The sequence below is a fragment of the Bacteroides sp. AF20-13LB genome, assembly GCF_003603065.1.
Taxonomy (GTDB): domain Bacteria; phylum Bacteroidota; class Bacteroidia; order Bacteroidales; family Bacteroidaceae; genus Bacteroides; species Bacteroides uniformis.
This window is the reverse complement of record NZ_QTMH01000013.1, coordinates 104936-124486: the sequence shown is the minus strand read 5'-3', so window position 1 is coordinate 124486 and position 19551 is coordinate 104936. Positions and strand designations below refer to the sequence as shown.

Sequence of the window (19551 nt, the reverse complement as noted above, 5' to 3'; positions counted from 1 at the left end):
AAAAATTAGAACTGAGAAAGTGGGAAATCTGACGAATTATCATAGCCATAGCCTTTATTGTGACGGGCGTGCCGGCATGGAGGACTTTGTGCGTTTTGCATTGAGTGAAGGTTTTACATCTTATGGCTTTTCATCGCATGCTCCATTGCCTTTTTCTACGGCATGGACTATGGAGTGGGATAGGATGGACGACTATCTATCTGAATTCCATCGTCTGAAGGAGAAGTATGCCGGACGTATCGAACTGTATATCGGTCTGGAGATTGATTATCTGAATGAAGCGAGTAATCCGTCCATCGCCCGTTTCAGGGAGTTGCCGTTGGACTACCGTATTGGTTCTGTACATCTTCTCTACAATGACAAAGGGGAAGTGGTGGATGTAGATGTACCTGCGGATACCTTTAAGACCATTGTAGACGGACATTTCTGCGGTGACTTGGAGCATGTGGTCCGTCTCTATTATGGTAGGTTGACGAGGATGCTTGAGCTGGGTGGTTTTGATATTGTGGGCCATGCCGATAAGATGCACTACAATGCAGCATGCTATCGCCCGGGATTGCTGGACGAGCCTTGGTATGATGAGCTGGTTAGGGCGTATTTCGCAGATATTGCCCGTCGCGGCTATCAGGTAGAGGTCAATACCAAAGCCTATCATGACCTGGGTACTTTTTACCCCAATGAGCGGTATTTCTCCTACCTGCATGATTTGGGTGTACGTGTGCAGGTAAACAGTGATTCACACTATCCGGAACGGATAAGCAACGGACGTCCCGAAGCTTTGTGTGCCTTGAGGAAAGCTGGATATGAATCGGTGATGGAACTACACGGAGGAGAATGGAAAGAGATGCCTATCGTGTTTTGAGTGAATAGGATACAGAAACTCCTGACTTGCCTTTTTGTAAAGGTAGTCAGGAGTTTTTTCTTTCTATTATGAACTATTCTGTTTTCAGTAAAAAGTCGTCAATCGCCTTTTTGTAGGTAGCCTTATCGGCTGCTCCGCGGAAGAGCTGAGGCTCTCCATTCATAGGGATGAATACAAAAAGAGGGATGCTTGTTGCATTGAACAACGCTGCCAGTTCCTTTTCCTTATCCACATTGACTTTGTAGACAACGATTTTATCGGCATACTCTTTGGCCAGTTCCTTCATAATGGGAGCCACCATGCGGCAAGGTCCGCACCAGTCGGCATATAAGTCTATGATGGCAGGCTTGTTTCCCTTGTATTTCCAGTCCTGGGATTTCTCATAGTCGAACACATCCTTGATGAACATGGCTTTGTTCATGACGATAACTTCTCCGTTTGTTTGAGCATAGGCCAGCATGCAAGAAAACACGAGGGCAACCATTGCTATAATCTTCTTCATTTCTTCTTGTTAAGAGTTTTGTTCTATAACGGCTTTCAAATCCTTACCGCTGATGACACCCGAGTGGCGCCATACGGCTTCGCCTTTCTTAAATACGATAAATGTCGGTACTGCTTGTATACGGTAGCGGGCAGCAAGTTCTTCGTGCTGGTCTACATCTATTTTGGCGATACGGGCAGCATCTCCTATTTCGTTTTTGAGTTCTTCCAGTACCGGATGCATCGCCTTGCACGGGCCACACCAGGTTGCAAAGAAATCAACTAAAACGGGCTTTTCTGATTGTATCAATTCTTCAAACTTTTCCATAATTTTTTCCTTTCTGTTTTTATTTATTTGTAATGATAACAAAATAGGAGGAGGATTTGTTCGCTAAATCATTATTTAATCGTCATCTCTTCAATGAGATGCGAAGCTCCCGCGTATTTGTCGATGATGAACAAGGTGTAGCGGATGTCTACACATGCTGCTCGTTGGGAGGACGGACGGAAGGCAATGTCGCCAGTCAGACCTTCGTAATTGCGGTCAAAGCCGGTACCTATCAGTTCTCCTTTGGCATTGAACACTGGGCTGCCGGAGTTTCCACCGGTATTGTCTGTGTTGACAATGAAGCAGATGGGCATTTCGCCGTTCGGCATGGCATAACGTCCGAAATCCTTTGCCTGATACAGCTGTTTCAGTTTGGCGGGGACTACAAACTCCCAATTGTCGGGATCTTCCTTTTCCATAGCTCCTTTCAGAGTGGTGTAGTAATCATATTTCACACCGTCTGCCGGAGCGTAGGGGAGCACTTGACCGTAGGTCAGGCGCAAGGTGGAGTTGGCATCCGGATAGATGGGCTGACCATTGGCAAGTTTCATGTCCATCATTCCCTTTACCCATACCTTGTGGGCGGCATTGTAGTTTTTATTGGCATCCATCATGGCAATGGAGGTCTGAAGCAGGCCGTCCGTGATGGAATATTTCAGCAAGACCATCCAGTCTGTATTAATCTTGTAGAGGCTGGGCTTGCGGATGAACTTGGCAAAGTTCTCCTTGTTGCCGAAGATGGAATGTTCAAAGCAGGCGTCGATGAAAGCGTCGCTGTTGCCCTTGAAACGCTTGTCTATGATTTGGAAAATACCGATGCGTTGTTCGGCAGGGATATACTTCATGTAGATTTTCAGCATTTCCTTGCCAACAATACGTTCCACTTCGGGGAAGGGGACAGAGGCAAAGTAGCGGTCGGCTGCCTTCTGAAGGCTGTCTTTAGCTGCTGCAATCTGTTTCTTGTCCTTGTTCTTCAAGGCAGATACCAGTCCTGCGGTGCTGGGGATACGCATGAAATCGAGTCCCGTCACCAGTGCTTCCTGAATGGCTTGCTGGTGGTAGAGGGCTGGACGGCGTTGCTTTACGATGGCGCGTATCTGGTCGAATGCTTGCTGATAGCTATTGTCGTTCAGCGAGCGTCCGCGTGCCAGGAGTGCCTCTTGCTGTGCACGTTTAGTGTCCAATACTTTCAGACGGACGAGACCTTCGTTCATACCGATGGCATTTTTCCAGTAGTTGGCAGAAGATGCATACTTGCTGGCATAGTGGATGCGTACGGCATCGTCTTGCAACATTTGTTTCATCAGAGCTTTCTGGCGGACATCGCGCACGTGGTGGCGCATGAAGTTGGTGGTTTGCATACGCTCTTCCACCTCGTCGGAAATCATGTAGCGCCAGTTGCGTCCGGGGAATCCCATGACGAAGGTAAAGTCGCCCTTGCGATAGCCGTCAAGGCTGATGGTGAGATGTTTCTTCACTTTTAGGGGAACGTTGTCTTTGCTGTAAGCGGCGGGTTTCCCGTCTTTGTCGGCATAGATGCGGAAGATGGAGAAATCTCCCGTGTGGCGGGGCCACATCCAGTTGTCGGTGTCTGCGCCGAACTTGCCGATGGAGGAGGGGGGAGCGCCTACCATGCGGATGTCGCTATAGGTGGTCTTTACGAACAGATAGTATCTGTTTCCACCGTAGAAGGCTTTCAGTTCCAGCTTGCGGCCGGGTGTCAGGGCGATGCCTTCGGACTTGGCGAAGCGGTCGGCTACTGTCTTCAGGTATTTGGGAGACAGATAATTGGTGCCGTTCGGGTCGTCGTCGGTTTTCAGTTGTTCGTTTACGTAGTCTGTCACGTCCAGTATCCGGTCGATGTAGGTGACGGTGAGTCCCTTGCAGGGAAGCTCCTCTTCGCGGGACATAGCCCAGAAACCGTCGGTCAGGTAGTCGTGTTCCACCGAGCTGTGTTGCTGTATGGCGCCATAGCCGCAGTGGTGGTTGGTCAGTACCAGGCCTTCGGCAGAGATGACTTCGCCGGTACAGCCACCGCCGAAATGCACCACGGCATCCTTCAGGGCAATGCCGTCGGGATTGTAGATTTGGTTGGTGGGGATGAGCAGTCCGAGTTCCGTCATGGCTACTTCGTTCTGCTTTTGCAGGTCGGTGAGCATCCACATACCTTCGTCGGCGTGTGCGGCAAGGACAGAAGATGTAATGAATAATGATAATAGGATTCTTTTCATGGTGATGTGCGTTAGAAGAGCATCTGAGAGGGGGGCTATTCAGTATACGACTGAATAGGGTTAAGTATACGACTGAATGGCATTCACTATACGACTGAATGTCATTCAGTATGGGAGGTAATCTCTCAGAGGCTTTAATTTATTCTATAATGTTCATTTCTTTTATCAGATGACTGCAATTGCCCAGTTTGTCGAGGATGAAGAGCACGTAGCGTATATCCAGTGCAATGCAACGCTGCAGGTCATTGTTGAAGTTGATGTCACCGCTCAGAGATTCCCAGTTGCCGTCGAAAGCAGTACCGATGAGCTGTCCTTCGCCATTGATGACGGGGCTGCCCGAGTTGCCGCCGGTGATGTCGTTCGTCGTGAGGAAGCAAACCGGCATGGTGCCGTCTGCCATGGCGTAGCGTCCGAAGTCTTTCTTTTGAATCAGTTCTTTCAGCTTGGCGGGTACCACGAATTCACGGTCTTCGGGATTCTCTTTTTCAAGGATACCGTCGGTAGTGGTATAGTAGTCGTAGTGTACGGCATCGCGTGGGCTGTATGATTTTACATTACCATAGGTCAGACGCATGGTGAAGTTGGCATCCGGATAGGAGGGGACGGGCTGTTTCATTTCACCCAAGCCACGGATGTAGGCCTTGTGGAGCAGTTCCATTCCGCTTTCCAGTTCCATGTATTGCTTTCCGAGTTCCTGCAGCTTTTCGTTCTTGGAGCGCGAGTAAGCCGTAGCAGGGTCTTTCTCGATGGCTTTCACGGTGGGCTTTGCCAGGAATTTATCCAGGTTCTTGCGGTTGGAGAGGATGGAGTTGTCGTAAATGTTGTCTACGTATGTGTTGTAGTCGCCCTTGAACTCTCCGTTGATGGTTTGGTAGAAGGAGGGCAGCTCGTCGGCGTTCAGTGCCTTGGCAAGGGCGGGCAGGATGGCTTTGGCTACGGCGCGGTCCACTTCGTGGTCGTAGTCTTTATTGTGGATACCATCGTATGCATTTTCCAACTGCTTCTTCGAAGCTTGCAGCAATGAGTCGTTCTTCTCTTCGAGCGCTTTCTTTATGTTATCCATAATAAGGTAGGTACTGCCGAATTCGATAGCACCGCGCAATGCTTCGTTGGTATAGTAGAGCTGGCGCAGCGTGGGGGTGCTTTTCTCGATGATGGCATCAATTTTCTCTACCACACCCTCGTATTCGGGTTTTCCTTGGGCAAAGGCGGCATACTTTTTCTCGATTTCGGCTTTGGCGCCCAACACGTCATTATCGATGATTGCCTTGTTCATACCAATGGAGTTCTTCCAGTAGTTACTGCTTCCGGCAAACTTGCTGGCATACTGGATGCGGGTCTTGTCACTGGCATCCATATACTTGCGCAGCACTTCGAGGCGTACGCCGCGCATATCAATCATTGCCTGATTCACGGCGTTCATGCGTTGTTTCACTTCGCTCTGGGTGAGGTAACGTTCTGTGCTGCCGGGGAAGCCCATAATCATGGCGTAGTCACCTTCGTTCAGACCTTTGATGGAGATGGGCAGGAACTTCGGGGTTTTCAGGGGTACGTTGCTTTCACTGTATTCAGCCGGCTCTCCGTTGGCATCGGCATAGATACGGAACATGGAGAAGTCGCCCGTGTGGCGCGGCCACATCCAGTTGTCGGTCTCACCGCCAAACTTACCTACCGAGGAGGGAGGAGCGGCAACCATACGCACGTCGCTGTATACCTTATAATAGAACATATAGAATTTGTTTCCTGCATAGAAGGGGAGTGCGCGCACTTCAATGCCCGGTTTACCCTTCAAATCGCTCTTCTCCAGTTCCTCTTTTGCCAGTTTGTTGAGGAACGGGGAAGTCAGTGCATCGATTTCCGTCACTTCGCCTGCCTTTATTTTAGCGTTGACAAGGTCGGTGATGTCTACAATGCGGTGCACGAAACGGAATTTCAATCCCGGGGTGGGCAGTTCTTCACTGCGGTTCATGGCCCAGAAACCATCTGTCAGATAATCGTGTTCCACGCTGCTGTGCTGCTGTATGGCACCGTATCCGCAATGGTGATTGGTCAGAATCAGTCCTTCCGGAGAGATGATTTCGCCGGTACAGCCACCGCCAAAGATACCTACAGCATCTTTCAGTGACACGCCGTTGGGATTATAAAGGTCGTCAGCCTCCAGCTTCAGTCCTTGCTTTTTCATCATGTCGATGGAGTTCTGCTGCTTCATCAGTTGCAACAACCACATTCCTTCGTCTGCACGCGCAGAGCAGACTGTCAGTGCGGCAATGGCCGCAAGCAAACCTTTCTTAAATGTAATCTTCATATAATCAATTATTAAGTAATGTCTTTGAATTTCATTGTCATCGCTTGTGGGCTTATGGCTTTATGGCATTGTTTCTTATTGCTTCCATAATGTTTGCAGGCGGACGCCGGTTCATCAGTTCGTTCTTCATAAAGTCCATGTATGGGGCTGCGTGACTGAAGAACTTATGATATCCTGCACAAAGGTAATTCAGTCCCGGCTCTCCGTCGGCTGTACGTGCAAAACGGTTCTTTGGACATTCGCCGTTGCAGGCAAACAGCCATTCGCACTCCCTGCATTGGGTGGGGAGAGATTGTTGCTTCATCAGTCCGAAGGCTTGTTGCCGTTCTCCGTACATCATCTCCACCAGTGTATTCTGATGGATGTTGCCCAGTTTATATTCGGGGAAAACAAAATGGTCGCACGCATATACGTCTCCGTTGAACTCCATGACACCTGCATGGCCGCACGTCTTTGCCATGGAACATACACTCGGCTGTTCGCCTATCCAGTTGGCAAGGGTAGAGTCGAATAACTGTATGTAGTAAGTACCCACGTCCTGCTTTACCCATTCGTCGAACAAGGCGCATAGGAAGTCTCCCCATTGTTCCGGCGTGACGGAAAAGTCTGCCAGCTGCGTGCTCTTTTCCTTGTCTGCCAGGGAGGCAAGATGGCGTCCGTCCCCATGAGGGGCAATGCGCTCCACGATGGGGGCAAACTGGATGTAATGGCATCCTATCTCCTTGAAGAAATTATAGAAGTCCAGCGGATAGTCGGCGTTGTAGTCATTGACCACTGCCATTCCGTTCCATTCCACACCGTGCTTTTTCAGCAGGTTGATGCCCTGCATCACCTTGACGAAAGAGGGCTTGCCCTGCTTGTTCTTCCGGTATTCGTCATGGAACTCCTGAGGCCCGTCTATGGAGACACCCACCAGCCAGTTGTTTTCTTTGAAAAACCGGCACCATTCATCGGTCAGCAACGTGCCGTTGGTCTGTATGCAGTTGTCTATGGTGCGTCCGTTGGCATATTTCTTTTGCAGCTCTATGGCACGTTTGTAGAAAGAGAGCGGACGCATCAGCGTCTCTCCGCCATGCCAGGTGAACAGAACCTGGGGCATGGTCTGCGAGTTGATGTACTCCTCGATGAACTTTTCCAGCAGTTCCTCGCTCATCACATGCTTGGGGTTGTCTCTATATAGTTTGGATTTCTCCAGATAATAGCAATAATCGCATGCCAGATTGCATACCGCACCTACCGGTTTCAGCATTACATAGAGCGGTTTGGCAAAAGGTGCATAGGTTGACATGTATATTTTCTCTATTTTTATGATTTATAATTGTGCAAAAATACGTAAACCGAATGAAAAATCCTTTCTTTCTATTCGGTTTATAAGGAATATTAATACCTTTGCTGGGTGTAATTCAAAAATCGTTTCTTGCATGATTAGAATGAGTGTGAACCGCATTTTACCCTTTTTGCTCCTGCTTGTGCTCTTTACTTCTTGCAACCGCAAGTATAAGATAGAGGGCAGTTCCTCGGTAACCAGCCTTGACGGAAAGATGTTGTTCCTCAAGACGCTTCGGGACGGGCAATGGGTGAATGTTGACTCGGCAGAGGTTATCCATGGGCATTTCAAGATGAAAGGCCGGGCCGATTCCGTGATGATGGTGACTCTTTATATGGATCAAGAGGGTATTATGCCTTTGGTGCTGGAAGATGGCAAAATCGTAGTTTCCATCTCCAATACCCAGTTGATTGCCAAAGGAACCTCTTTGAATGACAAACTGTACGAGTTCATAGACAAGCGCAATTCCCTGGAAGTGAAGATAGAGGAGCTGGAACGGAAAGAGGCGCGTATGGTGCTGGACGGTGCCAATCTGGATGACGTGCATGGGCAGTTGGCAAAGGAAGGCGAAGCACTTGTGAAGGAGATGAACGACTACGTCCGGCAGTTCATTGTAGATAACTTTGAGAATGTGCTGGGCCCCAGTGTATTCATGATGATGTGCAGCACACTGCCCTATCCGGTGATGACTCCGCAGATTGAGGACATCATGAGAACTGCTCCCTTGTCTTTTAAAGAGAATACTTTGGTGAAGGATTTCCTTACAAAGGCGAAGGAGAACATGCAGCTGATTGAAGAGCAGAAACGCATGAAGCAAAATGCTTCTGTAGGAGGACAGAAATAAACAGGAATGAGTTGATAATGACAAACGGGAATGCCTGAATATCTTGATAGGATATTCAGGCATTCCCGTTTGTCATTATGTCTTTATCTGTCCTGGTCTTCGTTCTTCACCATCCCTTTATACTTTTCCGGCAATGCACTCTCCACTGCCGCATAAGCCTCGTTCATGCTTGCCTTGATGTTTTCTGCCCCTTTCCCTTTGGGAGGAATAGGTTCATGGATGGTCAGTATCATCCGGTGGCGGTGTATCCACTTTCCGGTGCGTGGAAGAATCTCGAACGAGCCGTCTATAGTGACGGGCACCACTTCCAGTTGCAGTTCATCCGCCAGCTGGAAGGCTCCTCTCTTGAAGTAGCCCATGTGTCCCGTGAAGGTACGTGCCCCTTCGGGAAATACTACCAGTGATACGCCGTCTTTCAAAGATGATTCTGCCTGCCGCATGGTGGCAAGCACTTTCTTGGGGCTGGAACGGTCGACGAAGATATGTCCTGCGCTTTCGCATGCCTTACCGACAAACGGGATTTTGCGCAGGCTCTTCTTCATCATCCATTTGAAGTTCCGTCCCAGAAATCCGTATATCAGGAATATGTCGAAGGCACCTTGGTGATTGGGCACAAACACGTAGGAAGTACGTTTGTGTATTTTCTCCCTTCCATGTACCTCCACCGGAATAAGCAGTATATAGCAGATGAGCTGTGACCAGATTTTACCGGGATAGTACCCCCAGGTATGCGCCCCCCCTATCAGCGAACCGATAATGGTGACCAATGCTGTAAGGATAGTCAGTACCAATAAAATAGGCAACGCAAAGCAAACCTGATAAGTGATATAAAGTATCTTCATAGGTGTCGGATTTTTTATTGCTACAAAGATATACCTTTTTCTTATTTCGTCACTCTTTCTCTCTTACTAATTTTAGTACTGTAATTTCCGGCCATGCCCCGAACCGGAACGGCAGTCCCACATAGCCGATGCCAATATTTACGTACAAAGCCCTTTTGCCTTCGTAGTACATTCCTCTCCATTCCGGATAGATAAGTTCGGCAAGGGAGTGTCCGAACAAGATGCCTTGCATGGCGTGGGTATGTCCTGCAAGCATCAGTGAAATATCCGATTGGGGCAGTACCTCGCGCCTCCAGTGGGTAGGGTTATGGCTGAGCAATATTTGGAACATCCCTTCCGTACCCTGCATGGCTTGCGGTAAGTCTGCAAATTGGGAGAAAGGAGGCTCGCCATCGTTTTCCACACCGATGAGGGCTATGCTGTCACCTTTGTGATAAAGGATGTCATGCTCATTGTTCAGCAGTTTCCATCCCATTGCTTTCTGCTGCCGGATTAAATAGTCCAGATTGGCGATTTCTGCTTTCGGGCTTTGCCAGTGATAGTATGAGCCATAGTCATGGTTACCGAGGATGGAGTATACTCCGTCCGGTGCGTACAGTTGGGAGAGTATTTCTTGGAAACCATCCAGTTCGTGGCTCTGCTGGTTCACGAGGTCACCGGTGAAGACAATCAGGTCCGGCTTCTGTCCGTTGACTAAATCGACCAACTGTTTGATGGGTTCCGGATTGCCTTGCCAACTGCCGATGTGTATGTCCGATATTTGCACGATGCGGTAGCCGTCGAAACCTTCCGGAATATTGGCAGAACGGTATTCCACTTCTTTTGTATCGAAACGGGTGATGCCTGCCAGGGTACCGTAAAGGATATTGAAGAAGCTGACGACAGCCAAAACCAGTCCTATAGCGGTGAACGGGCTGCGGGGACAACGACGGATGATGAAGTGTGCCAGTACTCCCACCAGCGAGCAAAGCATGAATATGGTTTTTGGAAAGACAAACAGCATGATGGTAATTGCCAGTCTGCCTATGGTCTGCGTATGGTTTGACATCGCATTGTCGCCCGTAAGGAATATGAAGTAAACATAGCCTGCCGCTAATAGCAAGGTGGGAAGCCAATAAAGGCAGTGAAGAACTGCCTTTCTGGTTTTTCTTACTACATAAACCAAGTAAATGTAAAGGTCGGGGATGAGAAGGAAAAGGATGAAAACAAGAGTTACTCGGTGCATATATCTTTCAATTCTTCAATGTTCTTTTTAATATTGTCCAGATGTTTGTAAATCACTTTTTTGTAGAGAATATAGATAATTAGCGCGTCAAATACTACGAAAAGGGTAATCAGTAGGGCTTGTACGCTGGCTGGTGCCAGATGATATTCCATCACCCAATAGTTGAGGATATTGAAAAGGATAATCCAAATGGAGATGCCCATCACTTCATATCTGGTCCATTGGCGGAAGGTGGTCATACGGCGACTGACTTCGGCAACCCCCATTTCATCAATACGCGTGTCCTTGTTCCAGCGGTATGTTTTCCAGTCCCACCACATGCCTATGAGGATGCTTATAGCGATGAATCCCAGTAAAGCGACAATCTTGCCTTGCAGCTGCTCATTGAAGCCGAAGGTGGGCAGCAACAGCCATATAAGCAGAAGGGCTGCCAGACCTACCGCTCCCATTCCGATAGAGAAACGCTGTATGACTACGAGTCGTCCCAGACTTTTGCGGGTATTGGCCTTGTAGCCGGCAATCAGTTCGGTAATCTGCTGTTCGTCAGCAATCGGTTCTTTCTGCAACTGTTCATTCAGTGCGTTCCATGATTTCTTCAGTTCATCCAGTTCCATATATTTATTCCTCCTTATTCATTTTTTTCAATTTGTCCTTGATGCGGCTGAGCTTGGTGGCAACATTAGTCAGGGTCAGCCCGGTGATTTCGGCAATCTCTTCGTAGCTTTTCTCTTCCAGATAGAGCAGGATGATGGATTTTTCCAATTGTCCCAGCCGGTTTATCATCCGGTAGAGTTGCCGTAGCATGGCTTGTGTCTCGTCGGTTTCTTCAGTCCGGTCGGCTTCTTGGGTGAGGGTGACGATTTCGGGGATGTTCTTTTCTTTGCGGATAAAGCTGATGCACGTGTTCAGTGCGATGCGGTAAATCCATGTGGAAATCTTACACTCCCGCCGGAACTTGGGAAATGCTTTCCATAAGTTGAGCACCACTTCCTGATACAGGTCGTTGAGGGTAGCATTGGGCGTGGTGTACAGATAGCACACCTTATATATCACGCGCTCATACTCCCGTACCACGGATACAAACTCTTGTTCTGCATTTTCCATCTTTTAGCTTCTTTCGAATTGCTTTTGCACTGTTAGTCGCATTGTGTGGCGATAAATCACAGTTCAAAAAGGATTATTTTAATGTGTTAATGTGCCTATATGCTAATGTGCCAATGACCTGCGGCATGGTAGCACAATATACATATAGCGCAGCCAATTGGCACATTAGCATATAGGCACATTAGCACATTATTCATATTGTAGTGGCTAAAAACTTCCGCATATCCCCTATTGGCATTCCCCGGCGGCGGGCGTAGTCGTCCAGCTGGTCTTCTCCAATCTTGCCCACTGAAAAGTATCGGGATGCGGGATGTGCCAGCATCATGCCGCAGACGGAGGAGTGAGGATGCATGGCTCCATGTTCAGTCAGCGTGATGCCTATCTGTTTCATGCCGAGCAGTTCGTCCAGCAGGAAATTCACGGATTGGTCGGGTAGGGAGGGGTATCCCACAGCGGGGCGGATGCCTTGGTACTTCTCGACCAGCAAATCCGGAATGGACAAGGATTCGTCGGGGGCATAGCCCCAAGCCTCCTTGCGGACATATTCGTGCATCTTTTCTGTGGCGGCTTCGGCGAGGCGGTCGTTCAAGGTTTGTACAAGGAGATGTTTGTAAGGGTCGTTCTTGTAAGTCTCTTCGGCCTCTTCACTGATGGTAGAGGCGAAAAGCCCTACGATGTCGGGCGTGCCTGAAGAGAGGGGACGTACAAAATCACTCAGACAGAGAAATGGACCGCCATCGGGTTGTGGTGTCTGCTGTCGGAGCAGAGGGAAGGTTGTTCCTTCTATCAAGAGGTTATCTCCGTCTGCATTTGCCTGGCAAAGCCTGAAGATGCAATGGATGGAGATTGTTTCGTCCAGTCGGTCGAGCATTCTATTGGCTTCCTTGAAGAGCTGCATGGCTTCGGAAGCTTTGGTACGTTCCTCCTCGGGAAAGGTCGTCAGCCAAAGTGCACGGCAGGAATCGCAGCCATGGATGTTGGCAATAGCCGCAAAGCGAGGCTGGAAGCCCCAGGCATGGAAGAAATAAATCCAGTTGATGTAAGGGGTTACTTCATGAATCCGATACGAAAGCAATTCATGCCCCGGTGCCAGTATTGTCCTTTTCATCCCATTTAATCCTTAATCCCTAATCCTTAATTCCTAGCCTTCACTCCCCAAATCTCAGTTCCTCGCCACGATAAGCATCGTCCACCATGCCGTCGCTATAAACGGGATGTCCGTTGGCAAAAGTCCTTTCCACTTTCCAGTTGAAGGTATGTCCTTCCAATGGGCTCCAGCCGCATTTGCTCAAAACTTTGTCGGCTGTCACTTCCCACGGGGTATCGGGGCGTACCAGCACAAGGTCTGCCCGGTAACCTTCACGGATATAGCCGCGCTCGTTGATGCGGTAAATTTGTGCGGGAGCATGGCACATTTTTTCAACGATGGTTTCGAGTGTGAATACTCCCTCATCCACCAGTTGCAGCATGCTGACAAGTGAGAACTGTATCATCGGCATGCCGGACATGGCCTTCAAGGCACCTCCTTCTTTTTCGGAGAGCAGATGGGGCGCATGGTCGGTGGCTATAACGTCTATCAGGCCGGAGTTGACGGCTGCACGCAGGGCATCGCGGTCGGCTTGCTTCTTAATGGCAGGATTGCACTTGATACGTGTGCCCAACGTGCGATAGTCACTGAGCGTGAAGAGGAGATGGGCAACGCATGCTTCGGCGGTGATATGCTTCTCGGAAAGTGAATAGTCATTGAACAGTTGCAGTTCCTTGGCTGTGGACACATGCAGAATATGCAGCCGTGCACCGGCAATCCTTGCCAGCCGTACTGCCAGTTCAGAGGATGCATAGCATGCTGCCGAAGAGCGGATGTAGGGATGCTTGCCTATGGGAATATCATTCTCTCCGGCAAACATTTCCTTATACTTGGCAATATTGTTCTTGATGGTTTCCTGGTCTTCGCAGTGGGCGGCAATCAGCATGTCTGTACCGTTGAAGATGTTCAGCAGGCTGTTCATCTTGTCTACCAGCATGTTTCCGGTACTGGAGCCCATGAATAGCTTGATGCCGCAGACGCGGTGCTTGTCCAGCTTGCCGAATTCGCTGTAATTGTCGTTTGTTGCGCCGAAGTAGCAGGAATGGTTTACGATACACTTCTCGTTCAGCAAATCAAGTTTGGCGTTCAAGGCATCCAGCGTAGTGGTCACCGGATTTGTATTGGGCATATCCATGATGGAGGTCACACCACCTGCGGCAGCCGCACGGCTTTCGGTGAGGATGTCCGCTTTGTGGGTCAGCCCGGGATCGCGAAAATGTACATGGTCGTCGATGATGCCAGGCAACAGATAGCATCCGGTGGCATCTATGGTCTCGTCACAAGGGGCGGAGAGCGGTTTCCAGTTGGTCAGTACCTCTGCAATGCGCCCGTCTTCTATCACTATGGAACCTTTCACGGATTGTCCTTCGTTGACAATCGTAGCGTTATGTATCAATGTTCTTTTCATATCTTCCTAATATTTGTAGTAAACCCCTATCACTCTATCACCCATCACTTCATCTCCTTATCTACGGTAGGATATTTATGGAACCAACTGTTCCATTTCAACCGAATCACTCCGAATACGGCTTCACCAAAAATACTGCTGTTCATTTTGGAGGTGCCCAGTTCGCGATTAATGAAGATGACAGGCACTTCCTTTACCTTGAAGCCACATTTGTAGGCGGTGAATTTCATTTCTATCTGGAAGGCGTATCCTTTGAAGCGGATACCGTCCAGATTGATGGTCTCCAATACCCGGCGGCGGTAACATACAAATCCGGCTGTAGTGTCGTGGATGGGCAGCCCGGTGATGAAGCGCACATACTTGGAGGCAAAATAAGACATCAGTACACGTCCCATGGGCCAGTTCACTACGTTCACACCACTCACATAACGTGAACCGATGGCTACATCGGCACCCTCTTCGGAGCAGGCGCGGTAGAGTCGCGGCAGGTCTTGGGGATTGTGGCTGAAGTCGGCATCCATTTCGAAGATATACTCATAACCTCGTTGCAATGCCCACTTAAAGCCGGCTATATAGGCTGTTCCCAATCCCAGCTTTCCTTTGCGCTCCACCATGAAGAGGCGTTCAGGAAACTCCTGCTGCAAGGTCTTTACAATGGCAGCCGTTCCGTCGGGCGAACCGTCTTCAATGACAAGGATGTGAAAACCATGTTTCAGAGCAAAAACGGCACGGATGATATTTTCTATATTCTCCCGTTCATTGTAGGTGGGGATGATGACAATGCTGTCTGATGTTTGCATACTTATAGGTAATGGGGGTTATAACTGGGAACAAATGTAATACATTTCTTTTTTATCTGGCAGCATTTTCACACAAATCTTGATTTTGCAAAGTTCTGGCACCACGACTCTTTCATTTATGTAGCTCCTTCTAACTCCTGACTATAAGGAATGCAGGTTAAATCAAAGAACCGTATGCTTGACTTTGAACTTTAGCCTCAATCTTTAGCTATTCCCGTTTCAATCATTAACAGAAAACATTCAAACTATTAAAGAAAAACTTTCGAAGTATAAAGGATAAAGTGGGTAGATATAGGGAGAAAAAAGTGCTCTTCAGTCTTGGTCTGTCTATCCCAAGCCTTGGGATAGACAGACCAAACCCTGGGATACATGTCCGCAGGCTGGGGATAAACTTTGTGTAATATAACTCCTGAATAGGGATTGTGCAGGCTGTGTTATTCATAATTGGAGGAAAAGAAGTTTCATTGCCTTCCCCGATAAATAGGGCGATACAGAAAAAAGGTGAAGGATGTGCAGGCTGACAGCAGAAAGATTATTTCAGAGAACATAGTTGCCGACAGGTCAAAGCTAAAGATTATTTGTGTATTTTTGTACCGAATTTATTTCGGTAGGATACCTTATGAGGGGCAATACCGGGGGAAAAAGCGCAAAGCAATGAATATAACTGAACTGCAACAATCTTATGCTTCCCATCCCAATGTAGAGGGGGTGTGCAGGCTTCTGAAAGATAACTCTGTCCGTCACCTATATTGCGGAGGTTTATATGCCTCTGCCGCTTCTTTGTTTTCGTCTGTATTGGTTCAGCGGGCTACTTGTCCGCTCGTTTTCATTCTGGGTGATATGGAGGAAGCCGGTTATTTCTATCATGATTTGACGCAGATATTGGGGACGGAGCAGGTATTGTTTTTTCCTTCTTCATTCCGCCGCGCCATCAAGTACGGGCAGAAGGATGCGGCAAACGAAATTCTCCGTACAGAAGTGCTGAGTCGCCTGCAAAAAGGAGAAGAGGGGCTTTGCGTGGTAACCTATCCGGATGCGCTGGCCGAAAAGGTTGTCTCGCGTAAAGAACTTGGAGACAATACACTGAAACTGCATGCAGGCGAGAGGGTGGATATGAACTTCGTGACGGACGTATTGCGCAGCTACGGTTTCGAATATGTGGACTACGTCTACGAGCCGGGGCAGTATGCCGTTCGTGGCAGTATTATCGACGTCTTTTCCTTCTCTTCCGAATATCCCTTCCGTATAGACTTTTTCGGCGATGAGGTGGAAAGCGTCCGTACCTTCGAGGTGGAAACACAACTCTCGAAAGAGAAGAAAGAAAGCATCGTGATAGTTCCCGACTTGAGCCATAGCCTGGAAAAAAAGGGAAGCGGCGGCATGGTGTCGTTCCTCGATTTCCTTCCGTCGGACAGCTTGCTTGCCATGCGCGATTTTCTCTGGCTACGCGAACGCATCCAGACCGTGCACGACGAATCGCTTACCCCACAGGCCATCGCCGCCCGTGAGTCGGAGGAGAATGGAGCCATCACGCTGGAAGGCAAGCTGATTGATGGTGGCGAGTTCACCCTGCGCGCCCTCGATTTCCGCCGGATGGAGTTCGGCAACAAGCCCACCGGAACGCCGGATGCTACCATCTCGTTCCATACTACGGTACAGCCTATCTTCCATAAAAACTTCGACATGGTGGCGGAGAGTTTCCGCGAATACCTCTCCCGTCACTACACCATCTACATATGCAGCGACAGCCTGAAACAGACCGACCGCATCCGTGCCATCTTTGAGGACCGTGGAGACAACATATCCTTTACCGCCGTGGAACGGACACTGCACGAAGGCTTTGCCGACGACACTTTACGTATCTGTATTTTTACCGACCATCAGCTGTTCGACCGCTTTCACAAGTATAACTTGAAGAGCGACAAGGCACGCAGCGGCAAGGTGGCCTTGAGCCTGAAGGAGCTGAACCAATTCACCCCCGGCGACTATGTGGTGCATACCGACCACGGTGTGGGGCGTTTTGCCGGACTGGTACGTATCCCCAACGGTGACACCACGCAGGAGGTGATGAAGATTGTCTATCAGAACGAAGATGTGGTGTTTGTCTCCATCCACTCTCTGCACAAGGTTTCCAAGTACAAGGGAAAGGAGGGTGAAGCGCCCCGCCTCAACAAGCTCGGCACCGGAGCCTGGGAGAAGCTGAAAGACCGCACCAAGACGAAGATAAAGGATATTGCCCGCGACTTGATAAAACTCTACTCGCAACGCCGCGAGGAGAAAGGGTTCCAATACAGTTCCGACAGCTTCCTGCAACGGGAGTTGGAAGCCTCCTTCATTTATGAGGATACCCCCGACCAAAGCAAGGCTACTTCCGACGTGAAGGCCGACATGGAGAGTGCCCGTCCGATGGACCGCCTGGTGTGCGGTGACGTGGGCTTCGGCAAGACGGAGGTGGCTGTTCGTGCCGCTTTCAAGGCTGTGGCGGACAATAAGCAGGTGGCTGTACTGGTGCCCACTACCGTACTTGCCTATCAGCATTTCCAGACCTTCAAGGAGCGCTTGAAAGGCTTGCCTTGCCGGGTGGAGTATCTGAGTCGTGCCCGCACCGCTGCTCAGGCAAAGGCTGTAGTGAAAGGGCTTGCCGAAGGGGAAGTGAATATTCTTATCGGTACCCACCGTATCCTGGGAAAAGACGTTAAGTTCAAAGACCTTGGTTTGTTGATTATTGATGAGGAGCAGAAGTTCGGCGTCTCCGTCAAGGAGAAACTCCGCCAATTGAAGGTGAATGTGGATACGCTGACCATGACGGCTACACCCATTCCCCGTACCTTGCAGTTTTCGCTGATGGGTGCGCGCGACTTGAGCGTCATCCAGACACCGCCGCCTAACCGCTATCCCATCCAGACGGAAGTGCACACCTTCAACGAGGAAATCATTGCCGACGCCGTCAATTTTGAGATGAGCCGTAACGGGCAGGTATTCTTCGTGAATAACCGTATTTCCAATCTGTTTGAGTTGAAGGCCATGATAGAGCGGCACATTCCCGACTGCCGTGTCTGTATCGGACACGGACAGATGGAGCCTGCCGAACTGGAGAAGATAATCTTTGATTTCGTCAATTACGATTACGACGTGCTGCTTGCCACTACCATCATCGAAAGTGGCATCGACATACCCAATGCCAATACCATTATCATCAACCAGGCGCAGAACTTCGGCCTCAGTGACTTGCACCAGATGCGCGGACGTGTGGGGCGGAGCAATAAAAAAGCTTTCTGTTACCTGCTGGCACCGCCTTTGTCCTCCCTTACTCCCGAAGCAAAACGACGCCTGCAAGCCATCGAGAACTTCTCCGACCTGGGCAGTGGCATCCACATTGCCATGCAGGACCTTGACATCCGTGGCGCAGGCAATATGCTCGGTGCCGAACAGAGTGGTTTCATTGCCGACCTAGGCTACGAGACGTATCAAAAGATTCTCTCCGAAGCTGTGCACGAACTGAAGACCGACGAGTTTGCCGACCTTTATGCCGAAGAACTGAAAGCAGACGGAGGCGTCATCAGTGGCGAGCAGTTTGTGGACGAATGCCAGGTGGAAAGCGACCTCGAACTTCTGTTGCCTGCCGATTACGTGACTGGCAGCAGCGAGCGTATGTTGCTCTATCGCGAGTTGGACGGATTGACACTCGACAAGGATGTGGATGCTTTCCGTTCCCGCCTCGAAGACCGCTTCGGCCCGATTCCTCCCGAAACGGAAGAACTGCTGCGCATCGTTCCCTTGCGACGCCTGGCTGCCCGCCTCGGCGTGGAGAAAGTCTTTCTGAAAGGTGGGCGCATGTCCCTGTTCTTCGTCTCCAATCCGGACAGCCCGTACTATCAGAGCCAGGCTTTCGGTAAGGTCATTGCCTACATGATGAAGTACACCCGGCGTTGTGACCTGCGCGAACAGAACAACAAACGGAGTATGTTGGTGAAGGATGTCAAGACGGTAGAAGAAGCTGTCTGTGTGTTGCAGGAGGTAGTGGCAATGCAGGTGGAAGAGTAAACTGTTGCCACTCCTGCCACTAACGTCCGAACTGCAAGGCGAATCCCAAATTGAAGAAAGTGATGTTGTTTTTGAACCAGCTATGGTCTACTCCGTCATCATACCCGTCTGTGTTATAAAGTCGTGCATCGGGGTTGGCAAACCAGTCTGCTGTCAGGAAATCACAGCGAATCATGCCCGAGAGTTTACGGCTGATGCGGAACTCATAGCCTGCTGCGAAAGTTATTCCACAATATCCTTTATGGAAAAGGTGTCCGTTCCGTTCACCGCGTTTATATGTCCGTTCCTGATAGTTCATATACCCGATGCCGAACGAGAGGAACAGTCCTTGATTCCCGTTGCTCCACAAGGGCCGGTATGTGATGTTGGGGCGTATGCAGTGCAGATGTGCCTTATCCGGCAGGCGTGCCATGCGTAGATAGTCATATTGAAGTCCTGCGGCAAATAGGGGCGTGATGTAGTAGCGGCCTTCTGTCATCAGGTCATATCCCACCCGGTTGCCATTCTTGCTGAAGAAGTCGTTACGGTTTCCCTCTACATGAGGTAAGGATACACCGCCACCGAAGATGATACTGTAATTTTGCGGCAGGCATTCGCTTTGTGCCAGCAGACCTGTCGCTCCAATGGGGAGTAGGGATAGGCAGAGGAGGAGGAATCGTTTCAT

General features: G+C 49.5%; 16 protein-coding genes. 3 read left to right on the top strand and 13 right to left on the bottom strand.

Translation table 11 applies throughout. The annotated features are described in order from the left end of the window. The first annotated feature begins 19 nt into the window (after positions 1–19). Positions 20–862 (top strand): histidinol-phosphatase, encoded by an 843-nt coding sequence (locus tag DWX62_RS16760; protein ID WP_120173026.1) that lies wholly within the window; start codon positions 20–22, stop codon positions 860–862. 73 nt (positions 863–935) lie between these two features. On the opposite strand, the gene DWX62_RS16755 is transcribed toward DWX62_RS16760, so the two are convergent. The 5 genes from DWX62_RS16755 to DWX62_RS16735 all read right to left on the bottom strand — a co-directional run bounded on the left by DWX62_RS16755 (position 936) and on the right by DWX62_RS16735 (position 7494). Further along, complete coding sequence (locus DWX62_RS16755) at positions 936–1364, bottom strand: thioredoxin domain-containing protein (RefSeq protein ID WP_005826712.1); 429 nt, start codon at positions 1362–1364, stop codon at positions 936–938. Positions 1365–1373: 9 nt separating this feature from the next. Beyond that, the gene (gene trxA / locus DWX62_RS16750; protein WP_005826711.1) at positions 1374–1670 is read right to left on the bottom strand and encodes a thioredoxin; all 297 of its coding nucleotides are present in this window, start codon (positions 1668–1670) and stop codon (positions 1374–1376) included. A gap of 71 nt (positions 1671–1741) precedes the next feature. Then, positions 1742–3901, bottom strand: a complete 2160-nt coding sequence (locus tag DWX62_RS16745) for a S46 family peptidase (RefSeq protein WP_118132268.1) — start codon at positions 3899–3901, stop codon at positions 1742–1744. Between the two features lie 139 nt (positions 3902–4040). Further along, positions 4041–6206 (bottom strand): S46 family peptidase, encoded by a 2166-nt coding sequence (locus DWX62_RS16740; protein ID WP_005826709.1) that lies wholly within the window; start codon positions 6204–6206, stop codon positions 4041–4043. Positions 6207–6258: 52 nt separating this feature from the next. Continuing rightward, positions 6259–7494, bottom strand: coding sequence for an anaerobic sulfatase-maturation protein (locus tag DWX62_RS16735; RefSeq protein WP_120173025.1), 1236 nt, complete (start codon positions 7492–7494; stop codon positions 6259–6261). Positions 7495–7627: 133 nt separating this feature from the next. Here DWX62_RS16735 and DWX62_RS16730 point away from each other — a divergent pair, with 133 nt between their 5' ends. Continuing rightward, the gene (locus DWX62_RS16730; protein ID WP_120141224.1) at positions 7628–8377 is read left to right on the top strand and encodes a DUF4369 domain-containing protein; all 750 of its coding nucleotides are present in this window, start codon (positions 7628–7630) and stop codon (positions 8375–8377) included. 83 nt (positions 8378–8460) lie between these two features. Here DWX62_RS16730 and DWX62_RS16725 read toward each other — a convergent pair whose 3' ends face one another. From DWX62_RS16725 to DWX62_RS16695, 7 genes are all read right to left on the bottom strand, one after another. Further along, the gene (locus DWX62_RS16725; RefSeq protein WP_009036804.1) at positions 8461–9219 is read right to left on the bottom strand and encodes a lysophospholipid acyltransferase family protein; all 759 of its coding nucleotides are present in this window, start codon (positions 9217–9219) and stop codon (positions 8461–8463) included. A 49-nt stretch (positions 9220–9268) separates the two neighbouring features. Next, entirely contained in the window at positions 9269–10444 is a 1176-nt protein-coding gene (locus DWX62_RS16720) for a metallophosphoesterase (protein ID WP_120173024.1), read from the bottom strand. Beyond that, complete coding sequence (locus DWX62_RS16715; protein ID WP_005826703.1) at positions 10432–11058, bottom strand: hypothetical protein; 627 nt, start codon at positions 11056–11058, stop codon at positions 10432–10434. Before DWX62_RS16715 ends, DWX62_RS16720 begins: the two co-directional genes overlap by 13 nt. A 4-nt stretch (positions 11059–11062) precedes the next feature. Continuing rightward, positions 11063–11548 carry a sigma-70 family RNA polymerase sigma factor gene (locus DWX62_RS16710; protein ID WP_005826701.1) on the bottom strand — a complete coding sequence of 162 codons (486 nt, stop codon included), beginning with the start codon at positions 11546–11548 and terminating at the stop codon, positions 11063–11065. A gap of 193 nt (positions 11549–11741) precedes the next feature. After that, positions 11742–12656: a vitamin B12 dependent-methionine synthase activation domain-containing protein gene (locus DWX62_RS16705; protein WP_120173023.1), complete on the bottom strand. Its 915-nt coding sequence runs from the start codon at positions 12654–12656 to the stop codon at positions 11742–11744. 40 nt (positions 12657–12696) lie between these two features. After that, positions 12697–14043, bottom strand: a complete 1347-nt coding sequence (locus DWX62_RS16700) for a dihydroorotase (protein ID WP_117588892.1) — start codon at positions 14041–14043, stop codon at positions 12697–12699. Between the two features lie 44 nt (positions 14044–14087). Further along, entirely contained in the window at positions 14088–14843 is a 756-nt protein-coding gene (locus tag DWX62_RS16695; protein ID WP_005826694.1) for a polyprenol monophosphomannose synthase, read from the bottom strand. Between the two features lie 654 nt (positions 14844–15497). Between DWX62_RS16695 and mfd the strand changes: the two genes are divergently transcribed. Beyond that, on the top strand, positions 15498–18887 hold the full coding sequence (gene mfd, locus DWX62_RS16690) for a transcription-repair coupling factor (RefSeq protein WP_117588910.1): 3390 nt from the start codon (positions 15498–15500) through the stop codon (positions 18885–18887). Positions 18888–18906: 19 nt separating this feature from the next. Here mfd and DWX62_RS16685 read toward each other — a convergent pair whose 3' ends face one another. Further along, entirely contained in the window at positions 18907–19551 is a 645-nt protein-coding gene (locus DWX62_RS16685; protein ID WP_005826687.1) for a hypothetical protein, read from the bottom strand.